10 protein-coding genes are annotated in these 24,357 nt (G+C 35.2%); all 10 read left to right on the plus strand.

Annotated features, from left to right (window positions below; translation table 11 throughout):
- Positions 1 to 315: 315 nt before the first annotated feature.
- The 10 genes from P0R33_RS21440 (at position 316) to P0R33_RS21485 (ending at position 24,342) form a co-directional block, all read left to right on the plus strand.
- Positions 316 to 1,992 carry a hypothetical protein gene (locus P0R33_RS21440; RefSeq protein ID WP_276173198.1) on the plus strand — a complete coding sequence of 559 codons (1,677 nt, stop codon included), beginning with the start codon at positions 316 to 318 and terminating at the stop codon, positions 1,990 to 1,992.
- Positions 1,993 to 2,176: 184 nt separating this feature from the next.
- Positions 2,177 to 3,301 (plus strand): glycosylase, encoded by a 1,125-nt coding sequence (locus tag P0R33_RS21445; RefSeq protein WP_276173199.1) that lies wholly within the window; start codon positions 2,177 to 2,179, stop codon positions 3,299 to 3,301.
- A 131-nt stretch (positions 3,302 to 3,432) separates the two neighbouring features.
- Positions 3,433 to 6,771: a glycoside hydrolase family 2 TIM barrel-domain containing protein gene (locus P0R33_RS21450; protein WP_276173201.1), complete on the plus strand. Its 3,339-nt coding sequence runs from the start codon at positions 3,433 to 3,435 to the stop codon at positions 6,769 to 6,771.
- A gap of 292 nt (positions 6,772 to 7,063) precedes the next feature.
- Entirely contained in the window at positions 7,064 to 10,498 is a 3,435-nt protein-coding gene (locus tag P0R33_RS21455; protein ID WP_276173202.1) for a glycosyl hydrolase, read from the plus strand.
- Positions 10,499 to 10,658: 160 nt separating this feature from the next.
- Entirely contained in the window at positions 10,659 to 12,083 is a 1,425-nt protein-coding gene (locus tag P0R33_RS21460; protein WP_276173203.1) for a sialate O-acetylesterase, read from the plus strand.
- A gap of 153 nt (positions 12,084 to 12,236) precedes the next feature.
- On the plus strand, positions 12,237 to 14,567 hold the full coding sequence (locus tag P0R33_RS21465) for a DUF5703 domain-containing protein (RefSeq protein WP_276173204.1): 2,331 nt from the start codon (positions 12,237 to 12,239) through the stop codon (positions 14,565 to 14,567).
- A gap of 16 nt (positions 14,568 to 14,583) precedes the next feature.
- The gene (locus P0R33_RS21470; protein ID WP_276173205.1) at positions 14,584 to 17,043 is read left to right on the plus strand and encodes a T9SS C-terminal target domain-containing protein; all 2,460 of its coding nucleotides are present in this window, start codon (positions 14,584 to 14,586) and stop codon (positions 17,041 to 17,043) included.
- Between the two features lie 121 nt (positions 17,044 to 17,164).
- Positions 17,165 to 19,186 (plus strand): glycoside hydrolase family 127 protein, encoded by a 2,022-nt coding sequence (locus P0R33_RS21475; protein WP_276173206.1) that lies wholly within the window; start codon positions 17,165 to 17,167, stop codon positions 19,184 to 19,186.
- Positions 19,187 to 19,335: 149 nt separating this feature from the next.
- The gene (locus P0R33_RS21480; protein WP_276173207.1) at positions 19,336 to 20,319 is read left to right on the plus strand and encodes a pectinesterase family protein; all 984 of its coding nucleotides are present in this window, start codon (positions 19,336 to 19,338) and stop codon (positions 20,317 to 20,319) included.
- Between the two features lie 693 nt (positions 20,320 to 21,012).
- The gene (locus P0R33_RS21485; RefSeq protein ID WP_276173208.1) at positions 21,013 to 24,342 is read left to right on the plus strand and encodes a SusC/RagA family TonB-linked outer membrane protein; all 3,330 of its coding nucleotides are present in this window, start codon (positions 21,013 to 21,015) and stop codon (positions 24,340 to 24,342) included.
- Positions 24,343 to 24,357: the final 15 nt, after the last annotated feature.

Below are 24,357 nucleotides of genomic sequence, written 5' to 3' on the forward strand. Positions count from 1 at the left end.
AAGTTATAAGTTATGAGTTATGAGTGATTAGTAATTAGCCCCTAGTTTATAATGTCCAGTTTGTCATTCCGACGAAGGAGACTCGAGCGATAGCGAATAGACGAAGACAATCACGCTCGTAACTACAAAGATTGTCACGTACAGTTTATCATTTCGACGTAAGGAGAAATCTTCGCAAGTAGCTCCGCACCGAATGTCGCCAATCTTTGTAGAGTTTCTCGCGAAGATTTGCTTCGCCTGTTCGCTATCGCTCGAGTCTCGTTCCTCGAAATGACAAGATTGAAGAAATTCAGAGTTAATAAAAAATAAAAACCAATGTTTTCAAAAAAAACAAAATACAACTTCAAATTAAAAACAGCATTCTTAATGCTATTAACTGTCTGCATCCAAGCCACAGCACAAAACACCGCATGGAAACCAGCGCCATTTGAAATAGTAAAATCAAATTACAAAAAGTTCAAAACCACACAATACGCTCATGTATTTTCTGGAAGCAAACATAATATTGTTCGATTATCTCCAGAATTGCAAGGTTTGGCAGGTATTGAACTTCATTTAGATAAATATAAAAATGGAACTAATACTCCATTACAATTAAAGTTTAAAGAATCTGTTACGGTTTTGATTGGTATTTTTCAAGAAAATAATTCAGAATATCTTCAAGCTGATAAACTTCAAAATGCTAAATTAATTTTAGAAAACGGAGCTACTGTGACAGGATTACCAAGTGTAAATGTTTATGCGATTTCTTTCTCAAAAGGAACACAAACATTAAACTTTGGAAAAGGATTATTTGCCTTTTTTGGAGTTGTAAAAGCTTCTGAGAAATTAGAACCGAGAAATGCCAATTTCCCAGACGGAAAACTTTGGAATCCAACTTTTATCGTTGAAGGATTTTCGGATGAAAAACCGCTTTTTGAAGTTATCGAAGGGGAAAACAAACCTGTCATTGATGAAGGAATGTCGGGAACAGAAGGAATCCAAGGCGGTTTTGAAGGTGGACGTGTAGTAAAAGTTGGCGATACGTATCATATGTTTCCAACCGAAAGAGCAGGAGAAAAAGGAGTTGATTACTATTATGATCGTGTAAAAACCAAAATTGGACATTGGACAAGTAAAGATGCTATTCATTGGAAAAGAGAATCGACAATTTATCAAGCAAGTGGAACTTATGCCGTTACTGAAGACGATAATCCAATGAATGATCGTCGTGCAGCTATTTGGTCGTACATGCCAGTTTTTAATGAAAAAGCAAATAAATGGTATGGTTATTATTTGGCGTATACCGTTAGTAAAGAAATAGAACCGAATCATTCTTTCGGAAGAATCTGGCGTTGTGAATCAACTGTAGACGGAATCAACGGAATCGGCGGACCTTATAAAGATATGGGAATCATTATGGAACCTGGACTAGATTCTCAGCCTTGGGAAGGACGTCAGGGTGTTGCTTCATTTTTTCCGTATCAGGTTGGCGACAAATACTTCGGATTTTACAGCGGTGCGTATCCATTCAATTCATGGGCAGATTATCCGAAGAAATCAGGAAAAGGCTGGTTTGTGGCTTTAGCCGAATCAAAAAGTTTAGAAGGCCCTTGGTTGAGAATGAATAAAGGTCTGGAACCAATTAAAACCATGCATCCACAGTTTGTAGAAAATCCGATTGTTAGTCAATTACCAAACGGTCTGTACATCGCGATTTTCGACGGAGGCCCAGACGGCTGGGGACATCATTTACCAAACATGATTGCGTACTCATTATCAGCAGACGGGGTTAATTGGGCAGAAGCACATTATTTACCAATCGAAACCAAAGTTGATAAATGGTGGGATATTATGAGAACGCCATTGTGTTTAATCCCAGAAGGAAATGATGTTTACACTATAGTTTATAATGCAATCGATTTGAAGAAAAGGTTTCATCCAACAGGAATGGTCAAGGTAAAATTGAATAAAGATGTGATGAATTCTAAATTAAAAGAGTTGAAGAAATAAAAGAGAGTGGAAAGAAGAAAGATGCAAGAAGCAAGATACAGCAAGATTTTAGAATATAGAGTATAGAAATAGAAAATAGAAACTTTGCGACTCTGCTCCCGATGGCTATCGGGATTGCGAGATTAAATCGTTCCAAAACAAAAAAACTTTTCGCCTTAGTGCCTTCATGAAAAAAAATATAAAAATGAAAATTAAATACCTAATCCTAACCATTTCAGCATTTGCTATAACCAGCTGTGCAACTAAATACAAGAAAAGAGAAATTACCGATGGCGTAATGCAGGAGATTTACGAAGAAATCAAAACTCCTTATAAATACGGTTTGGTGATGGTTCCTACCGACAACTCATATAAAATGGACTGTCCGAGTGTATTTAGAAAAGACGAAAAATGGTATATGACGTATTTAATTTACGACGGAAGAGGTTATGAAACTTGGTTAGCAGAAAGCGAAAATTTATTAGACTGGAAATATCTAGGAAAAGTAATGTCTTTCTCAGAAAATGAAAAACACTGGGATGTCAACCAAAAAGCAGGATATATTTCGTTACAAGATCCAACTTGGGGCGGAAGCTACGAATGGGAAAAATACGATGACAAATACTGGATGAGTTATTTTGGCGGAGACAGTAAAGGTTACGAAGCAGGCGTTCTATCAATCGGAATGGCTTATACGAAAGAAGCTCCGACCAAACCACACGAATTCCAAAGATTAGAAAATCCGGTTTTAACACCAAAAGACAAAGACGCCAAATGGTGGGATAATAGTACGATGTACAAAAACAGCGTAATCCGTGATAAAGATAAACTAACGGGACATAATTTCATCATGTATTATAATGCCCGTGGCGATAGTATCAATCCTGCAAAAGGTGCCGAGCGTATTGCGATGGCGGTTTCAAACGATATGAAAACATGGAAACGTTATGGCGACAAACCTTTAATCAACCATCACAAAGGAATTTCGGGAGATGCTTATATTCAGCGTATTAATGATACTTGGGTAATGTTCTATTTTGGTGCTTTTTGGACAGGTTGGAATCAAGGTGCATTTAACCGTTTTGCCGTTTCAAATGATTTAGTAAACTGGACCGATTGGAAAGGCGATGACTTAGTTAAATCATCAGAACCATACGACGATTTGTTTGCTCATAAATCATTTGTGGTAAAACATGATGGCGTTGTCTATCATTTTTATTGTGCCGTTAACAAAGCAGAACAAAGAGGAATTGCCATTGCAACGTCTAAAGATTTAGGAAAAAGCAAATTGAATTTTGTGGCACCGCCGGAGAAAAAGATCAAGAAATAGTTATGAGTTATGAGTTATGAAATACCATAATACTCCCAACTGAAATGACTCCGCTAGGAGGCTCTCGTCGGTAGAAAAAAAATAGCGCATCGAAAATTTTGTCCCATAGGGACAATTGAATCAAAATAATAATGAACAATAATATAAAACCAATGTTTACATCAAAATCAAAATACAATAATCCATTTTCCAGATTACGATTTTTGACGTATACATTTTACATTTTACTATTCACAACTTACACACAGGCACAATCCGTAACAGGAGAACCAGCGGGAGTTCCGGAATTGCATAAAAAATACGAATTTGCTCCGTGGGAAGATCCAACAATTACAAGCATCAACAGACAACCTTCAAGAGCAACTGCTTATTCATATGCAAGTGTAGAAGACGCTTTGAAAGGAGACAGAACTAAAAGCAGAATACAAATGCTAAACGGCGATTGGGATTTTAAATATGCTGTAAATCTAAAAGAAGCCTCAAAAGATTTCTATAAAAACACCGTTTCAGGTTGGGATAAAATCGAAGTGCCTTCAAACTGGGAAATGAAAGGATATGATAATCCCATTTACAAAAGTGCCGTTTATCCGTTTCGACCAATAAATCCGCCTTATATTCCGAAAGATTATAACGGAGTAGGTTCTTATCAAAGAAGTTTTACCGTTCCTGAAAACTGGAAAGATATGACGATTACGTTACATTTTGGAGCTGTAAGTTCAGGTTTTGAAGTTTGGTTAAACGGAGAATTTTTAGGTTATGGAGAAGACAGTTTTCTGCCATCAGAATTTGATATTACACCTTATTTAAAAGCGGGAGAAAATGTAGTTTCTGTTCGTGTAATCCGTTGGACAGATGGTTCTTATTTAGAAGATCAGGATCACTGGCGCATGAGCGGAATCCAGCGTGAAGTTTTCATTATGGCCGAGCCAAAACTGCGTATTCAGGATTTCTTTGTTCAAACCAAATTAGATAAACAATATACAGATGCTATCTTCAAATTGCGTCCAAAAGTGGAGAATTTGACTGGAGCAAAAATCAAAGATTATGCAATGAATGTTCAGTTGTACGATGCCAATAATACGGCAATGTTCAAAGAACCACTTCAAAGACCTGTGATTGATTTAATCAACGAAAGTTATCCTCGTTTGGACAATGTTCGTTTCGGATTCTTTCAGGAAACCATTAAAAATCCAAAAAAATGGAGCTCAGAAGAGCCGAATTTATATACGATGGTCATTTCCATAAAAGATAAAAACGGAAACGTTACCGAAGCTAAAAGCTGTAAAGTGGGTTTCCGTTCGATTGAATTCTCGAAAGAAAACGGAAAAATGCTCATCAACGGAAAAGAAACCTACGTTTATGGCGTAAACCGTCATGATCATCATCCAACAAGAGGAAAAGCGGTTACTAGAGAAGATATCAAGCAAGATATCACTACGATTAAAAAGTTCAATTTCAATTTTATACGTACAAGTCATTATCCAAATGATCCTTATTTCTACGAATTATGCGATCAATACGGAATTATGGTAATGGATGAAGCCAATCAGGAAACACACGGAATTGGCGGAAAATTAAGCAACGATCCGCTTTGGACAAATGCTTATATGGAAAGAATGATTCGAATGGTTGAAAGAGATAAAAACCATCCATCGGTCGTAATGTGGAGTTTAGGTAATGAAGGCGGAAAAGGCCCAAATCATGCTGCAATGTCGGGTTGGGTTCACGATTTCGATATCACACGTCCAGTTCATTACGAACCAGCGCAGGGAAATGCAAAATTAGATGGATATATCGATCCGCTTGATCCAGGATATCCAAAAACAATTGATCACGCTTATCGATTCGAAAATCCGCAGGATGATTCGTATGTCGATATGGTGAGCCGTTTTTATCCGGGCGTTTTTACACCGAAATTTTTAGTAGATCAAAAGAAAGATACCCGACCAATTATTTTTGTGGAATATTCGCATGCGATGGGAAATTCAGTTGGAAATTTAAAAGAATTATGGGATGAATTCCGTTCGCTTCCAAGAGTGATTGGAGGTTGTATTTGGGAATTTAAAGATCAGGGAATCGTGAAATTTGATTCCAGATCAGGACAAAATTATTTTGCACATGGAGGAGATTTTGGCGAAAAATACCATGACGGGAACTTCAATACTAAAGGAATTGTAGATTCTAACGGAAAACCAAAAGGTTCCATTTTTGAAAATAAATGGGTGTATCAGCCAGCGATTTCGACTTTAAACGGAAATCAGTTAGAAATCAAAAATCGTCAGGCTGTTAAATCTTTAGAAGGTTATATTCCAGTTTTAAAAGTGTTGGAAAACGGAAATGTAATCAAAACTCAGATTTTAAAACCGTTAAAAGTAGAAGCAGGACAATCAACAACATTAGATGTTAGTTCTTATCTTCCAAAAATGAAAGCTGATGCGGAATATATTTTAAATATAGAATTCCAACTTTCAAAAGATGAATTATGGGCTTCAAAAGGTTACGCTGTCGCGGAAGATCAGTTTATATTGAAAAAGAAAGAAACTGTTTCTCCAGAGTCTAAAAAAGAAACGCTGAATGTTTCTGAATCAGATTTAGATTTCAAAATCAAAGGAAAAACTTTTGATATTACAATTGGAAAAGCAAACGGAGCTTTGAGTTCGTACATTTTTAACGGAGAAGAACAAGTTTTTGCACCGCTTTTACCGAACTTCGTAAGACCTCTTACAGACAACGATAAACGCGGATGGAAATCGCAAAAACTGTTGAAACAATGGTATAAAGCAAAACCAAAATTGGTTAGCATTTCAATTGATAAATCAGCTTCAGAAATCAAAATTACAAGCGATTACGAAATCATAAAAGACAGCGCAAGTGTTAAAGTAATCTATAACATTTTACCAAACGGATTAATAAAAGTAGATTACAGTTTAAAAGCATCAGATAAACTGCCAAACATTCCAAAGATTGGAATGCAGATGGGAGTTCAGAGAAAATTCGATCAGATTTCATGGTACGGTAAAGGAGAATTAGAAAATTACAGCGACAGAAGTTTCGGTTCGTTTGTGGGGAAATATTCGCTTCCAATTAATGATTTTATCGAACATTATCCAAAACCGCAAGAAAACGGAAACAGATGTGATGTAAGGTGGATGGCATTAAGCACTCCACAAAAAAACAATGGATTTTTAGTAGTTAACGATACCAAAGTTTTAAGTATGAGCGCATGGCCGTATACACAGGAAAACTTAAGCACATCTGGTCATACATACGATTTGAAAGATCCAGGATTCTTAACACTAAACATCGATTTAATCCAAATGGGAGTAGGAGGAAACGACAGCTGGACGATTGTAGCACAGCCATTAGAACAATATCAGATTAAATCTGGAAATTATGAATACAGTTTTTATTTGACGCCTTTCAGCGGTTCAAAAAATGAATTGGAAAGTAGTTTGAAGAAGTTTAATTGATAATTGATAATTGATAATTGATAATTGATAAGTGATAATTGATAATTTTAAAGTTAAAAACTTAAAGATTAAAGATATAGTTTGTCATTTCGACGTAAGGAGAAATCTTCGCAAGAAATTCCACAAAGATTATCAAACATAGCCCCAGGTTTCAACCTCGGGAAACGTATGGAGAAATCACGTTGCGTCCCAATGGTTAAAACCATTGGCTATGTTTTAATAGCAAAAAATATATTAAACCCGACAGGTTTCAAAAACCCGTCGGGTTTACGAACAGAAAATAATAACAATAATGTCTAACCGTAACCACATTTTTCTTTTCAAAAAAGACTTCCGATTTTGGAATTTCCAACTTTCGATTTTCTTGTTTTTGCTTTTTGCAAACATCGTCTCTGGACAGGAAGTTCATAAAAAAGAATCTTTTCAGCCAACATTAGAATCCTCAAGACCTTGGGTATATTGGTATTGGATGAAATCGGCGTATTCTAAAGTTGGAATTACAGCCGATTTAGAAGCCATGAAACAAGCCGGCATTGCGGGCGCTTATTTAATGACTATTAAAGGTCCAGCCAATCCGCCATTGATAGATCCGCCAGTTTTACAGTTGACGCCTGAATTTTGGGATATGATTCATTGGGCTTTTAAAGAAGCAGATCGTTTAGGTTTGAAACTGGCTTTTCATGGAGCAGATGGATTTGCTGTTGCAGGTGGGCCGTGGATTACGCCAGAGATGTCAATGCAGAAAGTAGTTTGGTCAACGACTGAAATTTTAGGCGGAAAAAAAGTGGTTTCAAAACTGCCAGTTCCAGCCCATTACAAAGACTATTATAAAGACATTGCTACTTTTGCGATTCCGATAAAAGAATACCAAATCACTTCGCAGATGCAACTCCCAAAAGTGACAACATCAAACAATACCGATGCATCTTTTTTGGCTGATCCTAAAAAAGATGAAAACTTCAAATTTGCCGATGCGGGTTGGATTCAATACGAATTTGCACAGCCTTTTACCTGCAAATCTATTGTTATTGAAACCAAAGGAAGAGATTTTCAGGCACAGCGTCTTATTGTAGAAGTGAGTGATGACGGAATCAATTTTAGATTCCACGAAAGAATGATCGCACCACGTCACGGCTGGCAGGACATGGATTTCCCAAATACACATACGATTACGCCTGTTACGGCAAAATATTTCAGATTTGTGTATGATCCAAAAGGGACAGAACCTGGAGCAGAAGATTTGGATTTTGCGAAGTGGAAACAGAATCTGAAAGTGAGTAAAATTACACTTTCGAATCAATCGTTGATTAATAATTACGAAGGAAAATCAGGTGCAATCTGGCGTTTGACTCCGCGGACTACAGAAAAAGAAATACCAAATTCTGATGCATTCAAAAAATCAGAAATTATCAATATATCCAATTTTGTGGATGCTGATGGAAACCTAAACTGGAAAGCACCAAAAGGAAAGTGGAAAATTATCCGAATGGGACATACTTCTACAGGACATGAAAATGCAACTGGCGGAGCAGGAAAAGGGCTGGAAGTTGACAAATTTAATCCAGAATTAATTCGTTTTCAATTAGATCATTGGTTTGGAGAAGCAGTTCGTTCAGCTGGTCCAGAATTGGCTTCAAAAGTTTTAGAAATCCTGCATTTCGACAGCTGGGAATGTGGAAGCCAAAATTGGTCTTCGGTTTTTAAGGCTGAATTTAAAAAGAGACGTGGTTACGATATTGTAGAATATCTTCCCGTTATGGCCGGAATTCCAGTAGAAAGTGCCGATTTTTCAGAGAAAGTTTTATACGATGTTAGAAAAACAATTGCCGATTTAGTTGCCGATAATTTCTACGGAACTGTCGCTCAAATCGCCAAAGAAAACAACATAAAATTAAGTGCCGAAAATGTGGCGCCTGTTGTAACGAGCGATGCCTTACTTCATTATAAGTATGTCGATTACCCAAGTGGAGAATTTTGGCTGAAAAGCCCAACACACGACAAACCTTTTGATATGGTCGATGCCATTTCGGGCGGACATATTTACGGAAAAGATATTATTCAGGCAGAATCTTTTACAGCGCTGAGAATGGATTGGAACGAACATCCTGGGAATCTAAAAACAACTGCAGACCGTAATTATGCTTTAGGAATCAACCGTTTATTCTATCATGTTTTTGTCCATAATCCGTGGACGGACAGAAAACCCGGAATGACTTTAGATGATATCGGAACTTTTTTCCAAAGAGACCAAACGTGGTGGAAACCCGGAAAAGCGTGGTTTGATTATTGTCAAAGAGTGCAGTTTCAGTTGCAAAAAGGAAAACCTGTAATTGATTTGGCGGTTTTTATTGGCGAAGATTTTCCTTCCCGTTCTTTTGTTCCAGATCGTTTGGTGCCGTTTATCCCAAATGTATTTGGTACAGTGAGACTCGAAAGCGAGAAAATCCGTTTAGAAAATGAAGGTCAGCCAACGGCAAAAATGCCCAAAGAAGTGACCTATTCTAAAAATATAACTGATTTATCACAATGGATTAATCCGCTAAATGGGTATCAATATGATTCTTTTAATGCTGATGTTTTAATTAATAGAGCGAAAGTGGTAAACGGAAAAATCTCATTTGAAGGCGGAATTGAATATGGCGCTTTATTCTTCCCAGGAAGTCACAAAATGGCACCAAATAAGATTTTGTCTTTGGCTTCCGCCGAAAAAATCCTGCAATTGCTAAAAGATGGAGCAACTATTTTTGTGGACGAAAAACCGAACCTTCTGCCGGGAATTCAGTCAGAACCCGATCAAAAGAAATGGCAAAATGTAATTGATGAAATCTGGAATAATGCAAATTTAGCAACATGGAAAATCGGAAAAGGAACAGTTGTTAAATTGCCGTATTTAGGAAATGATTTTGCTTCAATCGGAATTACTCAAGATATTTATTTTCCAAATTTAAATCGAGCTGAAGCCGAAACATTGGCTTGGGCGCATCGTAAATCGGATAAGAAAGATATTTATTTCATTTCCAATCAAAAAGTAGAAAAACGTTCTTTTGAAGCTTCTTTCAGAATTTCTGGAAAAGTACCGCAATGGTACAATCCAGTAACAGATCAAACTTCAGCTTTAGCCAATTGGAAAATAGAAAACGGAAGAACAATTGTTTCGTTAACTTTAGAGGCAAACGAATCTGGTTTTGTGATTTTTAAAGAAGAAACAAAAGAAGTTTTAGCCCAAGGAAAAACAGCTGAATTTGAAAAAGTTCAGGTTTTAGATGAGAATTGGGAAATTCAATTCGATCCAGAATTCAAAGGTCCGAAAGATGTCATAAAAACAAACAAGCTTTTTGACTGGAGCACTTCTGAAAATGATCAAATTAAGTATTATTCTGGAACTGTAGTTTATAAAAAAGAGTTTATTTGGAAAGGAAAAGATAGCAATAAAACATGGTTAGATTTAGGTGAAATCGCCAATATTGCCGAAATCAGAATCAACGGAAAAGACTGCGGAACACTTTGGACTTTCCCTTTTAAAACAGATATTTCAAAAGCTTTACAAAAAGGAAAAAATACGATAGAAATAAAAGTTACAAATACTTGGGCAAATAGATTAATCGGCGATCAAAAATTGCCAAAAGAAGAAAGATTAACTTGGACAACAGCACCATTTAGATTAGAAGGAGAACCGTTGTTGAAAGCGGGGTTATTTGGGCCAGTGAGTATTGTAAAAGAAAAATAAAATGTTAGCCACAGATTAAATGATTATTTGGATTGTCACCCCGAACGAAGTCGAAGGGCGTTTCAATTGGAATCGGGCTTCGACTTCGCTCAGCCTGACATAACTAAAATTAATAATCCTTTTTAATCTTCAAATCTGTGGCAATAGAAAATAAATTAAAATGAAAAAATCAATTATTGCATTATTAACGATTTTAGCAAGTTTTCAAATCAATGCCAAAATCAAATTGCCAGCATTGTTCTCTGATAACATGATGCTTCAACAAAAATCTAACGCGCCAATTTGGGGCTGGGCAGAAAAGAACGCTAATATCGTAATCAAAACTTCGTGGGATTCTAAAACCTACAAAGCAAAAGCAGATGCTTCAGGTAAATGGAAAACAGAATTACAGACTTCATCTTTTGGTGGTCCTTATACAATTGAAGTTGCTGAAGGAAACGAAAAAGTTACCATCAAAAATGTTTTGGTAGGTGAAGTTTGGCTTTGTTCGGGACAATCCAATATGGAAATGCCTTTGAAGGGATTTCAAGGACAACCTGTTAAAAACGGAAACGAAATTATCGTAAGATCAACCAATAAAAACATTCGTTTAATTACGATTCCAAGAGCAACCGTTTTAGAACCATTAGAAGATTTCGAAGGAAAATGGGAAGAAGCTTCTCCAAAATCAACATCTAATTTTAGCGCAACGGCTTGGTATTTTGGCTCGCTTTTACAGGAAGTTTTAAATGTTCCTGTGGGATTGATTCATGTATCGTATGGAGGCTCGAGTATGGAAGCTTGGATGAACAAACAAATGCTGAAAGATTTCGCTAGCGCTAAAATTCCGACCACGAAAGAAGAATTGGCAAAAGATCCAAATCGTGTTCCTACAACTTTGTTTAACGGAATGCTTTCGCCTGTAATTGGTTACGGAATCAAAGGCTGTATCTGGTATCAGGGAGAATCGAATTACGAAAGAGCTTCAGAATATACCGCTTTGATGAAGAAAATGGTAAGCAGTTGGAGAACGTTGTGGAATCAGGGAGAATTTCCTTTTTATTTCGCTCAAATCGCACCATTTAATTACGCTTCTTTTCATCCAAAAGATTATTTAGAAAAATATAATTCAGCTTATTTAAGAGAGGCACAATTTAAAGCTTCAAAAGAAATTCCGAATTCGGCAATGGCGGTTTTAATGGATATTGGAGAAGAAAACAACATTCACCCAATGGATAAAGAAAAAGGTGGAAACCGTTTGGCTTTTCAGGCTTTGGCAAGAACTTATGGAATCGAAGGTTTTGAATTCGAAAGTCCAAAATATAAATCGATGGAAATAAAAGATGGTGCTGTGACGGTTTCTTTTGATGATGTTAATAACGGAATTACATCTTATGACAAAGAAGTTTTAGGTTTTGAAATAGCAGGAGCAGACAAAGTTTTTTATCCAGCAAAAACGGTTGTAAGAAGAAAATCAGTGGTTTTGACATCTGATAAAGTAAAAAATCCAGTTGCAGTAAGATATTTATGGAAAGATTTCGCCAAAGCGGAATTGTTTAGCGCAGGTGGTTTGCCAGTTTCTTCATTTAGAACCGATGAGTGGTGATTTTTTTAACCATATAAGTTATATAAGAAAATGTAAGTTTTGTGTTTTGCTTGTCTTTTAGGAAATATAAGTTTAGAAATGAAGGCTTAGCTTAAATTATCTTTTATGACTTATATGGTTCAATAATAGTATTCTATATAAAATATTAATACGTTGAAAAATTTAATACTTCTATTTTTTCTCTTCACTACGCTTTGCCTTAAAGCGCAAATTCCTGCGCTCGATAATTATAATCAAATTTGGACAACGCAAAGCAATAATTCATCAGAATCTATGCCTTTGGGAGGCGGTGATATTGGTATGAATGTCTGGGTAGAGAAAGGCGATTTGTATTTTTATTTTTCAAGAAGCGGAACTTTCGACGAACATAATACTTTATTGAAATTAGGACGTGTGAAGGTGACTTTAACGCCGAATCCTTTTGAGGGAAAAGAAGCGTTTCATCAAGAATTAAAACTGAAAGATGGGTATGTTTTAGTTGGACAAAATGATACTAAAATTAAACTTTGGGTTGATGTTTTTAAACCTATTATTCATGTTGATTTAGAAAGTAAAAATCCGCTGAAAATGACAGCGTCTTATGAAAGTTGGCGTTATAAAAACCGTATTTCAAAAGGAAAAGAAAACAACGCCAATTCTTATAAATGGGCACCTCAGGGAGATCTTGTTAATTTTAAAGATTCAATTGCTTTTGAAAACAACGGTGTCAAATTTTATCATAGAAATAGAGAAAATACTGTTTTTGATGTAGCGGTTAAACAGCAGAAAATGGAATCGGTTAAAGATCAAATGCTGAATCCAATTGCGAATCTGACTTTTGGGGGATTTATGACAGGAAACAATCTGAAGCCAGACGGAACATATTTAGGAAAATATCAATCAACCGATTTTAAAGGCTTTAATTTATCAAGTTTAAAACCTTCAAAAAGGCATTCACTAGAAATTTATTTGAATACGAATCAATCTGATTTTTCGACTTGGAATAATGGATTGAAAAGTTTGGTTTTATCTAATAAAAACAATTTCAAACAAGCAGAAAAAAACACTCAAAAATGGTGGAATAATTTCTGGAATCGCAGTTTTATTTTTACTCAAAAAAATCAATCGAAGGCCAAAGATTCGGTGTATCAAATCGGGCAGAATTATCAGTTGTTCAGATACATGCTGGGATGCAATGCGTATGGAAAATATCCAACCAAATTCAACGGCGGACTTTTTACGGTTGATCCCGTTTACACGAATAAGGATTTAGATTTTACACCAGATTTCAGAAATTGGGGAGGAGGAACTATGACGGCTCAAAACCAGCGATTGGTTTATTTTCCGATGGTAAAAAGCGGTGATTTTGATATGATGAAATCGCAATTGAGTTTTTATCACGATTTGCAAAAAAATGCCGAATTACGTTCTAAAGTATATTGGAAACATAACGGTGCATCATTCACAGAACAATTAGAAAATTTCGGTTTGCCAAATCCAGCTGAATACGAATGGAAACGTCCCGCAGATTACGATCCGGGAATGGAATACAATGCTTGGTTGGAATACGAATGGGACACGGTTTTGGAGTTTTGTCAGATGATGTTGCAACAGAAAGAATATGCTGGAGAAGACATTCAGAAATACAATCAATTCATTATAAGTTGTCTTCGATTTTTTGATGAACATTATCAATATTTAGCCAAACAAAGAGGTAGAAAAGCTTTGGATGGAAACGGAAAATTAGTTTTATATCCAGGTTCAGCTGCTGAAACTTATAAAATGACGAATAACTCAAATAGTACGATTTCGGCTTTACAAATTATTACAGAAGATCTTTTAAACCTTTCTGGAAATCAATTGTCCAAAGAAGACTCAGAATATTTAAAAGCATTTCAAACGAGAATTCCGCCTTTGAATTTTGGGCAGATTGAAAATCATAAAGTTTTACTTCCTGCTAAAACTTGGGAAAGAGTGAATAATTCTGAAGTTCCGCAATTGTATCCTGTTTATCCTTGGGGAATTTATGGTATTGGTAAACCTGATTTGGAAACGGCTTTAAATACTTGGAAATACGATTCTGATGCTATAAAATTCAGAAGTCATATTGGTTGGAAACAAGATAACATTTTCTCAGCTCGTTTGGGTTTAACCGAAGAAGCAGCAAAATATAATACAATGAAAATGGCGAATTCAGAGAGACGTTTTCCAGCATTTTGGGGACCTGGATTTGATTGGGTTCCAGATCATAATTGGGGCGGATCGGGAATGATTGGAATGCAAGAAATGCTTTTGCAGGAAACAGGTAGAAAAATTTATCTTTTTCCAGCGTGGCCAAAAGAATGGAACGTTCATTTTAAATTACATGCCAAACAAAATACAACAATTGAAGCCGAACTCTTAAACGGAGAATTAAAGGTTTTAAAAGTAATTCCAGAAGAAAGAAAAAAAGACATTATAAATCTGCTTGGAAAATCTGAAGCAGAGAAAACGAAATTAAACTAACTATTACTAACAAAAAATGATAAATAAATTAATAAGTAGTGCTCTTTTGTCCATGCTTTTAACCACAAATGGACAAGCACAATCAGTTCAAAATACTGATAAACAAATTGTAAAAGTGGACTTTGATTTTTTTCAAAGAAGACTTGAAGAAGTCCATGATCCAAGTTATGATTCGTGGGTAATTAACGAAGGAAAAGAAGCTGAAAAATCATTTAATAATGTGTCATTTAAGTTAAAAGGAAACTTTACTTCAAAATGGTATAAAGTTGGAATGAGCGCGCCATTTTATAATAGATTAGGAAGTGACGGTTTGGTTACTGCTGAAAATTTAGAATTGAAAATTAGCGGACTGAAAGCTGGAAAACATACGCTTTTGACTTTTCATAACGCTTTTGATGTCATTACAGGAAAAACTTTTTCTCCGATAAAAATCTTTGTAAACGGAAAACTTCAGGAAACAGTAAATGCTAGTCAGAGAGCCAATGCTAAAATTGATGCTTCCATGGCGTATATTTCTTTTAATGCTGAGAAAGGTAAGGATGTAATTGTTCGTTTTGAAATTGATCCGACTTCTAATCCTGATATCGTAAAACAAATTGTCATTAACGGTTTTGAAATTGATACGCCAAATTTGATGAATCAGGCCAGAACTCCAGAACCAAAAAATAGAGACGAACATGTTGAAGTGGGTAAAACTTTAACCCTAAAATGGGACGCTGTAAAAAATGTCGTATCTCATAAATTGTATTTTGGTGAAGATAAAAATGCCGTAGAAAATGCAACAGAAGCTTCAAAAGAATTTAAAGGGAAACTGATTGAGAAATCGTATTCGGTTTCTGATTTATATTCAGGAACAACTTATTACTGGAGAGTCGATGAAGTGGATAATAATGGCGAAGTAACTTTAGGAAACGTATGGTCATTTAAACCTGCTCAATTGGCGTTTCCAGGTGCAGAAGGCTACGGACGTTATGCAGTAGGAGGTCGTGGCGGAAAAGTTGTAGAAGTAACGAACTTAAATGACCATGGTCCAGGAAGTTTACGCGATGCCATCCATCAGGAAATTGGACCGCGAACGATTGTATTTAATGTTTCGGGTAATATAAAACTGGCTTCGAGATTAGTAGCAAATCAGCCCTATATTACTATTGCGGGACAAACGGCTCCGGGCGAGGGAATCACAATCAGCAGAGCTCCAATTGGGTTGACAGGAAATGATGGTGTAATTCGATTTTTGACAGTTCGCATTGGTGGTGGAACTACTTTCGACGGAATGGGATTAACAGGTGCTGATTATAGTATTATTGATCACTGTTCGATTAGCTGGACAATAGATGAATCGTTTAGTTCGCGTGGTGCGCATCATATTACCTTGCAACGAACTTTAATTTCTGAAGCTTTAAACATTGCGGGACATGATAAATATCCTGCTGGAAAAATGCATGGTTTTGCAGCAACAATTGGCGGAGATATTGGTAGTTTTCATCACAATTTATTGGCTCACAATCAGGGCCGTAACTGGAGTATTGGTGGTGGTTTAAATGGAGACGGTTATTACACAGGAAGACTGGATATCACAAACAATGTAGTTTATAACTGGGGAACAAGAACAACTGACGGTGGTGCTAACGAAGTGAATTTTGTAAATAATTATTACAAACCAGGAGCTTCGACTAAAATATTTGTGGCCTTAAATGCACAGCACGAAGGTGTTGGAAAAGGAATGCAACGCTATTATTTTAACGGAAATATTATGCCAGGTTACTTTGATGAAAAATCTCAGGATAAAGGCAGAAAATCTACTATAAGCCACAATGAGAAAGTAGAATATGAAACTTTTGTAGACAAACCATTTTTTCCTTCGTATGTAGAAACGCAATCAGCGAAAGCGGCTTACAAAAATGTGCTTTCAGATGTTGGTGCGAATCAACCGTTTTTTCATAAACATGATAATCGAATTATTGATGAAACTTTAAAAGGAACTTTCACATATAAAGGAAGTAAAAGTGGTTTAGGCGGAATGATTGATAACGAACAGGATGCAGGCGGATGGCCGAACTTTGTTTCAGAAACTCGTCCAGCAGATTGGGATACAGATCATGATGGTTTGCCAAACTGGTGGGAAAAAGCTTTTGGGTTGAATGAAAATTCGTCATCAGGAGATTTTTCAGATGCTAATCAAGATACAGACAAAGACGGATTTACGCAGTTGGATAATTATTTAGACTGGCTGGCGCATCCTCATTATTTTATCAATTTAAAAGATAAAAAAGTTTTAAATGCTGCAGATTATTTCAAAGGTTATGAAAACAAACCAGCTTACACTTTCTCTGATATTAAAAATGGAAAAGTGGTTTTAAAAGGAAAAGAAATTCAGTTTACAACTGTTGAAAAAGGTTTTGCTTCTTTCGTAGTAACGGTAAAAGATGCAGAAGGAGATTCTATGAGCAGAACTATTAATTTCTTCGTAAAATAAATTATTAAACCATATAAGTGATTTAAGATATTATAAGTTTGACTTAAATTGTATTGCGAAAGTTTAAAAAGGTTAGTTTAAATGAACTTATATTGCTTATATGGTTCAAAATTATAAAAGAATGAAAAAAATATTAAATGTTTCCCTAGGATTGTTTTTTGTTAGCACTGGAGTGTTTGCTCAAAACAAAGGCTTGGTTGCGAATTCAGAAAGTCCGTATTCTAAATTGCAAAGTGTCGGTTTGCAAGATGTAAAATGGACAAACGGTTTCTGGAAAGAACAATTTGATGTAGAAACCAAAAATACCTTGCCGTATATGTGGGATTTGTATCATAATGAAACTTCTCATGCTTACAAAAACTTTGAAATTGCAGCAGGTCTAAGCAAAGGAACTTTTAAAGGCCCTTCGTTTCATGATGGTGATTTCTATAAGATTTTTGAAGGAATGGCTGCAACGTATGCCGTTACAAAAGATAAAAAATTGGATGCCGAAATGGATAAAGCTATTTCGCTTTTCGCCAAAGTACAACGTAAAGATGGTTACATTCATACACCGGTTTTAATTGATGAACGCTGGGGAACTTTAGGGCCAGAAGAAGTGAAAAAACAACTAGGCTTTGAGAAATATAATATGGGACATTTAATGACTGCAGCTTGTATTCATTATCGCGCCACGGGTAAAACAAACTTCCTGAATATTGCAAAAGGTGTTGCCGATTTCTTGTATGATTTCTATAAAAAAGCTTCACCAGAATTGGCTCGAAATGCGATTTGTCCGTCTCATTATATGGGAATTGTTGAAATGTACAGAACGACGAAGAATCCGAAATACTTAGAATTGGCTAATAATCTAATTGATATTCGCGGAACGACAAATGACGGAACCGATGATAATCAAGACAGAGTTCCGTTTAGACAGCAGACAACCGCAATGGGGCACGCTGTAAGAGCAAATTACCTTTATGCTGGAGTTGCCGATTTGTATGCCGAAACGGGAGAAAAGAAATTATTAGACAATTTAGAATCGATTTGGGATGATGTAACCTATCGTAAAATGTACATTACTGGAGGTTGCGGTTCTTTGTACGATGGTGTTTCGCCAGACGGAACTTCTTATGATCCAACTGTAGTTCAAAAAATTCATCAGGCTTATGGAAGACCTTTTCAACTGCCAAATGCAACGGCTCATACCGAAACCTGCGCGAATATTGGAAATGTTTTATGGAATTGGAGAATGCTTCAAATTACGGGAGATGCCAAATATGCTGATATTGTAGAATTAGCTCTTTATAATAGTGTACTTTCTGGAATGGATTTAGAAGGAGAAAAATTCCTTTATAATAATCCGTTGAATGTTTCTAATGATTTACCGTTTCACCAAAGATGGGGAAATGAACGTGAAGGTTATATTGCTTTATCTAACTGTTGTGCGCCAAACGTAACGAGAACCGTGGCGGAAGTTGGAAATTATGCTTACAATATTTCTAAAGATGGTTTGTATGTAAATCTATACGGAAGTAATTCATTAAAAACTAAAACTTTAAATGGAGAAGAAATCGAAATTGAGCAACAATCCAATTATCCTTGGGACGGAAAAATAACGTTGAAAATTGTGAAAGCTCCAAAAGATTTACAGAACTTCTTTTTAAGAATTCCAGGTTGGAGTCAAAATGCTGAAGTTTCGGTTAATAATTCGAAAATTACAGATAAAATCGTTTCTGGAACTTATTTGAAATTAAATCAAAAATGGAAAAAAGGAGATGTTATTGAATTGAATCTTCCAATGCCAGTTGAAGTTATGGAAGCGAATCCATTAGTAGAAGAAGTTAAAAATCAGGTTGCTGTAAAAAGGGGGCCTTTGGTGTATTGTTTGGAATCAGATCAGCTTCCTGCGAAAATAAGTGTAAATGATGTCGCTTTAAATTTGAAATCGAATTTCGCAACAAACAATTTCATCTTGAATAATAGAAATTTAATGAGCATTGATGCTGAAGCGGTAATAAATGCTAATAATTCATGGGATAAAACGTTATACAAACCGCTTTCTGCTAAAAATGAAAATACTGTACAAGTAAAACTGATTCCGTATTTTGCGTGGGGAAATAAAGGAAAAGGAGAAATGACGGTTTGGATGTCGCATTAAAATTATATATAGATTCCTATTTTTTTGTAGAGGCGCACTGCAGTGCGTCTACGCCATGTATATCAAACATTGTGGTTACGTTGCGTTAGACGCACTGCATTGCGTCTCTACAGATATACATTGTGTAAAAATTTTAAATATTAAAAACTATGAAATATATTCTGGCTTTATTTTTAATAACACTTTCACTATCAGCCCAAACGCTTGATAATAAACTCGCTGTAACCGTTGCTCAAGACGGTTCAGGAGATTTCAAAACGATTCAGGAAGCGGTGAATAATGTCAAAGACAATTCAGAGAAACGTGTTGTAATTACTATAAAGCCTGGAAAGTATTTAGAGAAATTAGAAATTCCTGCTTCAAAACCTTTTATTACTTTAAAAGGAACGGATAGAAATAAAACGATTATTTCATTTGATGATTATTCCGGTAAGCCGCTTCGAGAAACAGATCCATCGGGAAAAAAAGAATTTGGAACTTCAACTTCTTATTCTTTTTTAATAAAAGGAAACGATTGCACACTGGAAAATCTTACTGTGGAAAACACAGCAGGAAGAATAGGGCAGGCGGTGGCTCTTCACATAAAGAGTGATCGAGTTGTCGTTAAAAATTGTAATCTTTTGGGAAATCAGGACACTCTATATTTATCTGAAGGAAATACGAGGATTTATTTCGAAAATTGTTTTATCAATGGTACAACCGATTTTATATTCGGTGCAGCAACAGCTTATTTTTATAAATGTACAGTTGAAAGTTTAACGAACTCTTATATTACCGCAGCTTCAACTCCCCAAGGACAAACGTATGGCCTTGTTTTTGTTGATTGCAAGCTTACTGCAAAAGACAAATCGGTAGATAAAGTCTTTTTGGGAAGACCTTGGAGGCCTTATGCCCAAACTGTTTTCATTAATACAGATTTAGGTTCGCATATTATTCCAGAAGGTTGGAATGCTTGGATTGATACTAGATTTCCAGATAAAGATAAAACAGCTTATTATGCAGAATATGCAAGCAAAGGTGCGAGTGCGAAGGATTTGTCTCAACGCGTTTCGTGGTCACATCAATTGAAGAAAGAAGATATTAAGAAATATAATAGAGATTTAGTTTTGAAGGGATGGAATCCGAATAAATAAGCACGAAAAAACTTGAAAATTCTGTAAATTTTAATTTAATAGAATAATTTTAGCTTAACGCCCGCTGCCTTTGATAGTTAGCGGGTTTTTTATTCAGTTTTTGAGGGCGAAAGTTAAAAATGTAATCGTTTACAATTCATTGGTCAGAATTTACTTTTAAAAATATTTTTTATTTTATAATATTTTTTAATCTTATTTTAGTAGTATCCTGTATTTGTTTTGTAAGTTTTTTAATGTAAATTAATTGTTATTTTAATAATTATCTCTAACGTTTTCGTAAAATAGAACTATTTATAACCTTCTCCACATCAGCTATGATAGTGAGAAGTTTTGCAGAATAAATAGTATATGCATATTTTTGATAAAAATCTTATTATTTTTTACTCAAAACTGTATTATAAATTTTATTTTAAGCAATCATTTCTCTTGAATATTTTGTATCGTTTATTTTTTCCAACCCTTTTTTATTAATATTGTTTTTTTTGCATCATTTTTTTTGAAATTATGCTATTGAAACAGGATACAGCAGGACGGTTCTCATATATCATCGTTATATTTTTGGAATACTAAAATAAATGTGTTTTAAACATTTAATAAAAAGCCTTAAGATTTCTTTAAGTAAAATTTTATTATAATTAAGACATGTTTAACATGACTAACTAACAATTAATAACCTAACCAAAAAAAACATTTATGAAACAAGCACTTATAAAAAGATGTAGTTTTCTTTTGTTTACATTGATGAGTGTGCTGAGTTATGCTCAAAGTAATCAAGTTACAGTAACAGGAACTGTAATTGATAATGTATCAGGCCTTCTTCCGGGAGTAAACGTAACGGAAAAATCTACGAAGAATACAGTTACTACCGATTACAATGGTAAGTATCAGATTAAGGTTAAGCCAGGGGCAACATTGGTTTTCTCATTTATTGGAATGAAAAAAACAGAAGTTCCTTTAAATGGTCGTACCAACCTGGATGTTAAAATGCAAGATGATTCTAATGTATTAGATGATATTGTAGTTGTGGCATACGGTACGCAAAAAAAGAATAATGTTACTGGAGCTATTGTTACTTTAAAACCAGACGATTTTCAAGATTTACCTGTATCGAATTTATCTGAAGCGTTAAGAGGTTTAACTCCAGGAGTAAGTGTATCTGGAGGAGCGGGTCGTCCTGGTGATGCTGCAACACTTCAAATACGTCAAACTTTTGGATTCTCAAAAGATGGTAATTCAAATATTCCTTTAGTGGTAATCGATGATATGGTGCAAATTGATCCTCAAAATGGAAAACCTACTTTAGATACCTTTAATCAATTAGATCCTTCAGAGATTGAAAGTATGACAGTCTTAAAAGATGGTTCTGCAGCAATTTATGGATCAAGAGCTTCACAAGGTGCTATTATCGTAAAAACTAAAAGAGGAAAATCTGGAAAACCAAAGTTTACATACTATAGCCAATATGCAATGAATGATGCGGTAAGCCATAGTAAAACAATGAATGCTTATGAGCATGGAATTTGGAAAAATAGATTTTTGAATTCTAATTTGGATGCTGATAGATCTAAATATTTTTCTGCTGCAGAGCTTGAAAAAATGAAAGGTTTGGATTATGATTGGCTTAAAAAAGCTTGGATGCCTGCTGTTCAGCAAAGACAATCACTGTCTGCAAGTGGAGGTACTGAAAAAGCAACTTATTTTGCAGGTGTTACTTACTTTGATCAAGGAGCTAATTTAGGAGAGCAAGATTATAAAAAATGGAATTTCAGAACAGGAACTACTATTAAAATCTCTCAAGATTTAGAATTTTCTGCTTCCGTTTCTGCTATTACAACAGACGTAACAAAATCATTCTCTAAAGCTTCAGCAAACTTAAACGATAGTAGTTTTGGTTCTGCAGCTGGTGGAGAGCAAGCAGATTATGCTTACTTGTTACACATGCCAAAATACATTCCTTGGTCAACTACTGTTGGTGGAAAAGAATATTGGATGTCTCCGTTTCCGCGTACAGATCGTAACTTAGGAAGTGCTAACGCTAATACAACTATTGCAGGATGGAACTATTTTGCAGGTTTAGATGCTGGAAAACAAATAGAAGAGCAATTTTCATATAATGTGAATTTATCTTTAGAATATAAAATACCATTTGTAAAAGGTTTAAGCGTAAAAGGAAGTTTTGCTAGAAGCCAATCAAGCAATTATACAGAGCAATACCAATTACCGTATGATTTGGCAAGAATAACAAACTATCAATTGGCTGATAATCACTTAGAAAACCCTAATTCTATATATGCTGTAGAAACAAATATCCGTGGTTCTAGAGTTTATTATACTACAGATTTAGATAAATTAGTACAAGCTAACTTTTTTGCAACATATGCTAGAACATTTGGAAATCATAATGTATCTGCAATGTTTGGTTATGAGCAATCTGAAGCATGGAATAAAAATGTTCGTTTAGCTTATGAAGGAACTTCAAAAGATTTCTTAGGTAATAGTACAACTGCTGGACCAATTAGTACAAACTCACAAGCTGTAAAAGTAGAGTCTGGAACACAGTCTTACTTAGGACGTGTAAACTACAGTTTTAAAGATAGATATCTTGCTGAGTTTATTTTTAGAAGTGATGCTTCTACTAAATTTGCTCCGAATAATTACTGGGGCTTTTTCCCAGGTGCGCAATTAGGATGGGTTGTTTCTAAAGAAGACTGGTTTACTGATAATGTATCTTGGGTAAGTAATTTAAAATTACGTTATTCAATTGGTAAAACAGGAAAAGATAATATTGACTACTGGAGATGGCTACAGTTTTATGAACCATTGCCAGATAAAGGAGCTCAATTTGGTAACAGTGGAGGTCTTTTAGGCGGTGGAATTACACCGAGACCAAATCCAAACGTAGATGTACATTGGGATACTACTATCAAAAACAACTTTGGTATTGATCTTGGTATCTTAAAAAACAGATTACAACTTTCAGCTGATTTCTATTATGATAGATCTACAGAGATGTTGATCGGATTAGCAGGTGAGGCAGGTACTCCAATTACAGTTGGAGGTGGTTTTGCAGAGGTGAATTATGCAGCTGTTGATGCTTGGGGAAGTGAGTTTAGCTTAAATTGGAATGACAATATTAAAAAAGATTTAAGCTATAGTGTAGGGATAAACTTTGGATTCAATAATAATGAAGTTAAAAAATATCCTAATCTTGCGAGAACTGACGCAAATACAAATATAACAACAGTTGGAGCTTCTACATTTTTCCCAGTTTGGGGATTCAATACTTGGAAACAAACTTCAACAGGTGATGGTATCTTAAGAACTGACGAAGATGTAGCTAACTATTGGAATTATTTAACACAGAGAGCTACTGCTGTTGGTGGAGTTCCTTCTTACATGGGGATCACTAACGTAAATGCTATGCGTAAAGGAATGTTAGCTTACGAGGATACAGCGGGAGTTTATAATGCATCAACAGGAACTCAAGCAGGTGCTGATGGTAGAATTATGAGAAATGAAGATTATGTTAAATTAGCTAATAATAACAGAACTTACGGTTTTACAAGTAATTTAGGATTCAAATATAAAACGTTCTACTTCAAAACTCAGATTCAAACTTCATGGGGAGGTTACAATGCTATCGATCTAGTAAAACAAGGTACTTCGTCTGCTCATAATGATTGGGCTCATGAATCTTTCTGGAATGATATGTACGATGCTACAGATAATCCTAACGGAAAATATCCTAATATGGCACAACAAGATTATATTTTTGCTCCATCTGATTTTTGGCAATTAAATACATTTAGATGTGTGGTGAGAAATATGACTGTTGGATTTGAACTTCCAAGAGAAGCAATGAAACAAATTAATGTTGCAAAAGCAACTTTAGGAATAACAGGTAATAACTTATGGGATTTGTATAATCCATATCCAGATCATTATAGAAATATGTATGATGATTCAGCTTCTAGATATCCAACTCTTAGAACTTGGTCAATCAATTTGAATGTATCATTCTAATATTAATTAAAACAA

Source organism: Flavobacterium sp. YJ01 (assembly GCF_029320955.1).
Classification (GTDB): Bacteria; Bacteroidota; Bacteroidia; order Flavobacteriales; family Flavobacteriaceae; genus Flavobacterium.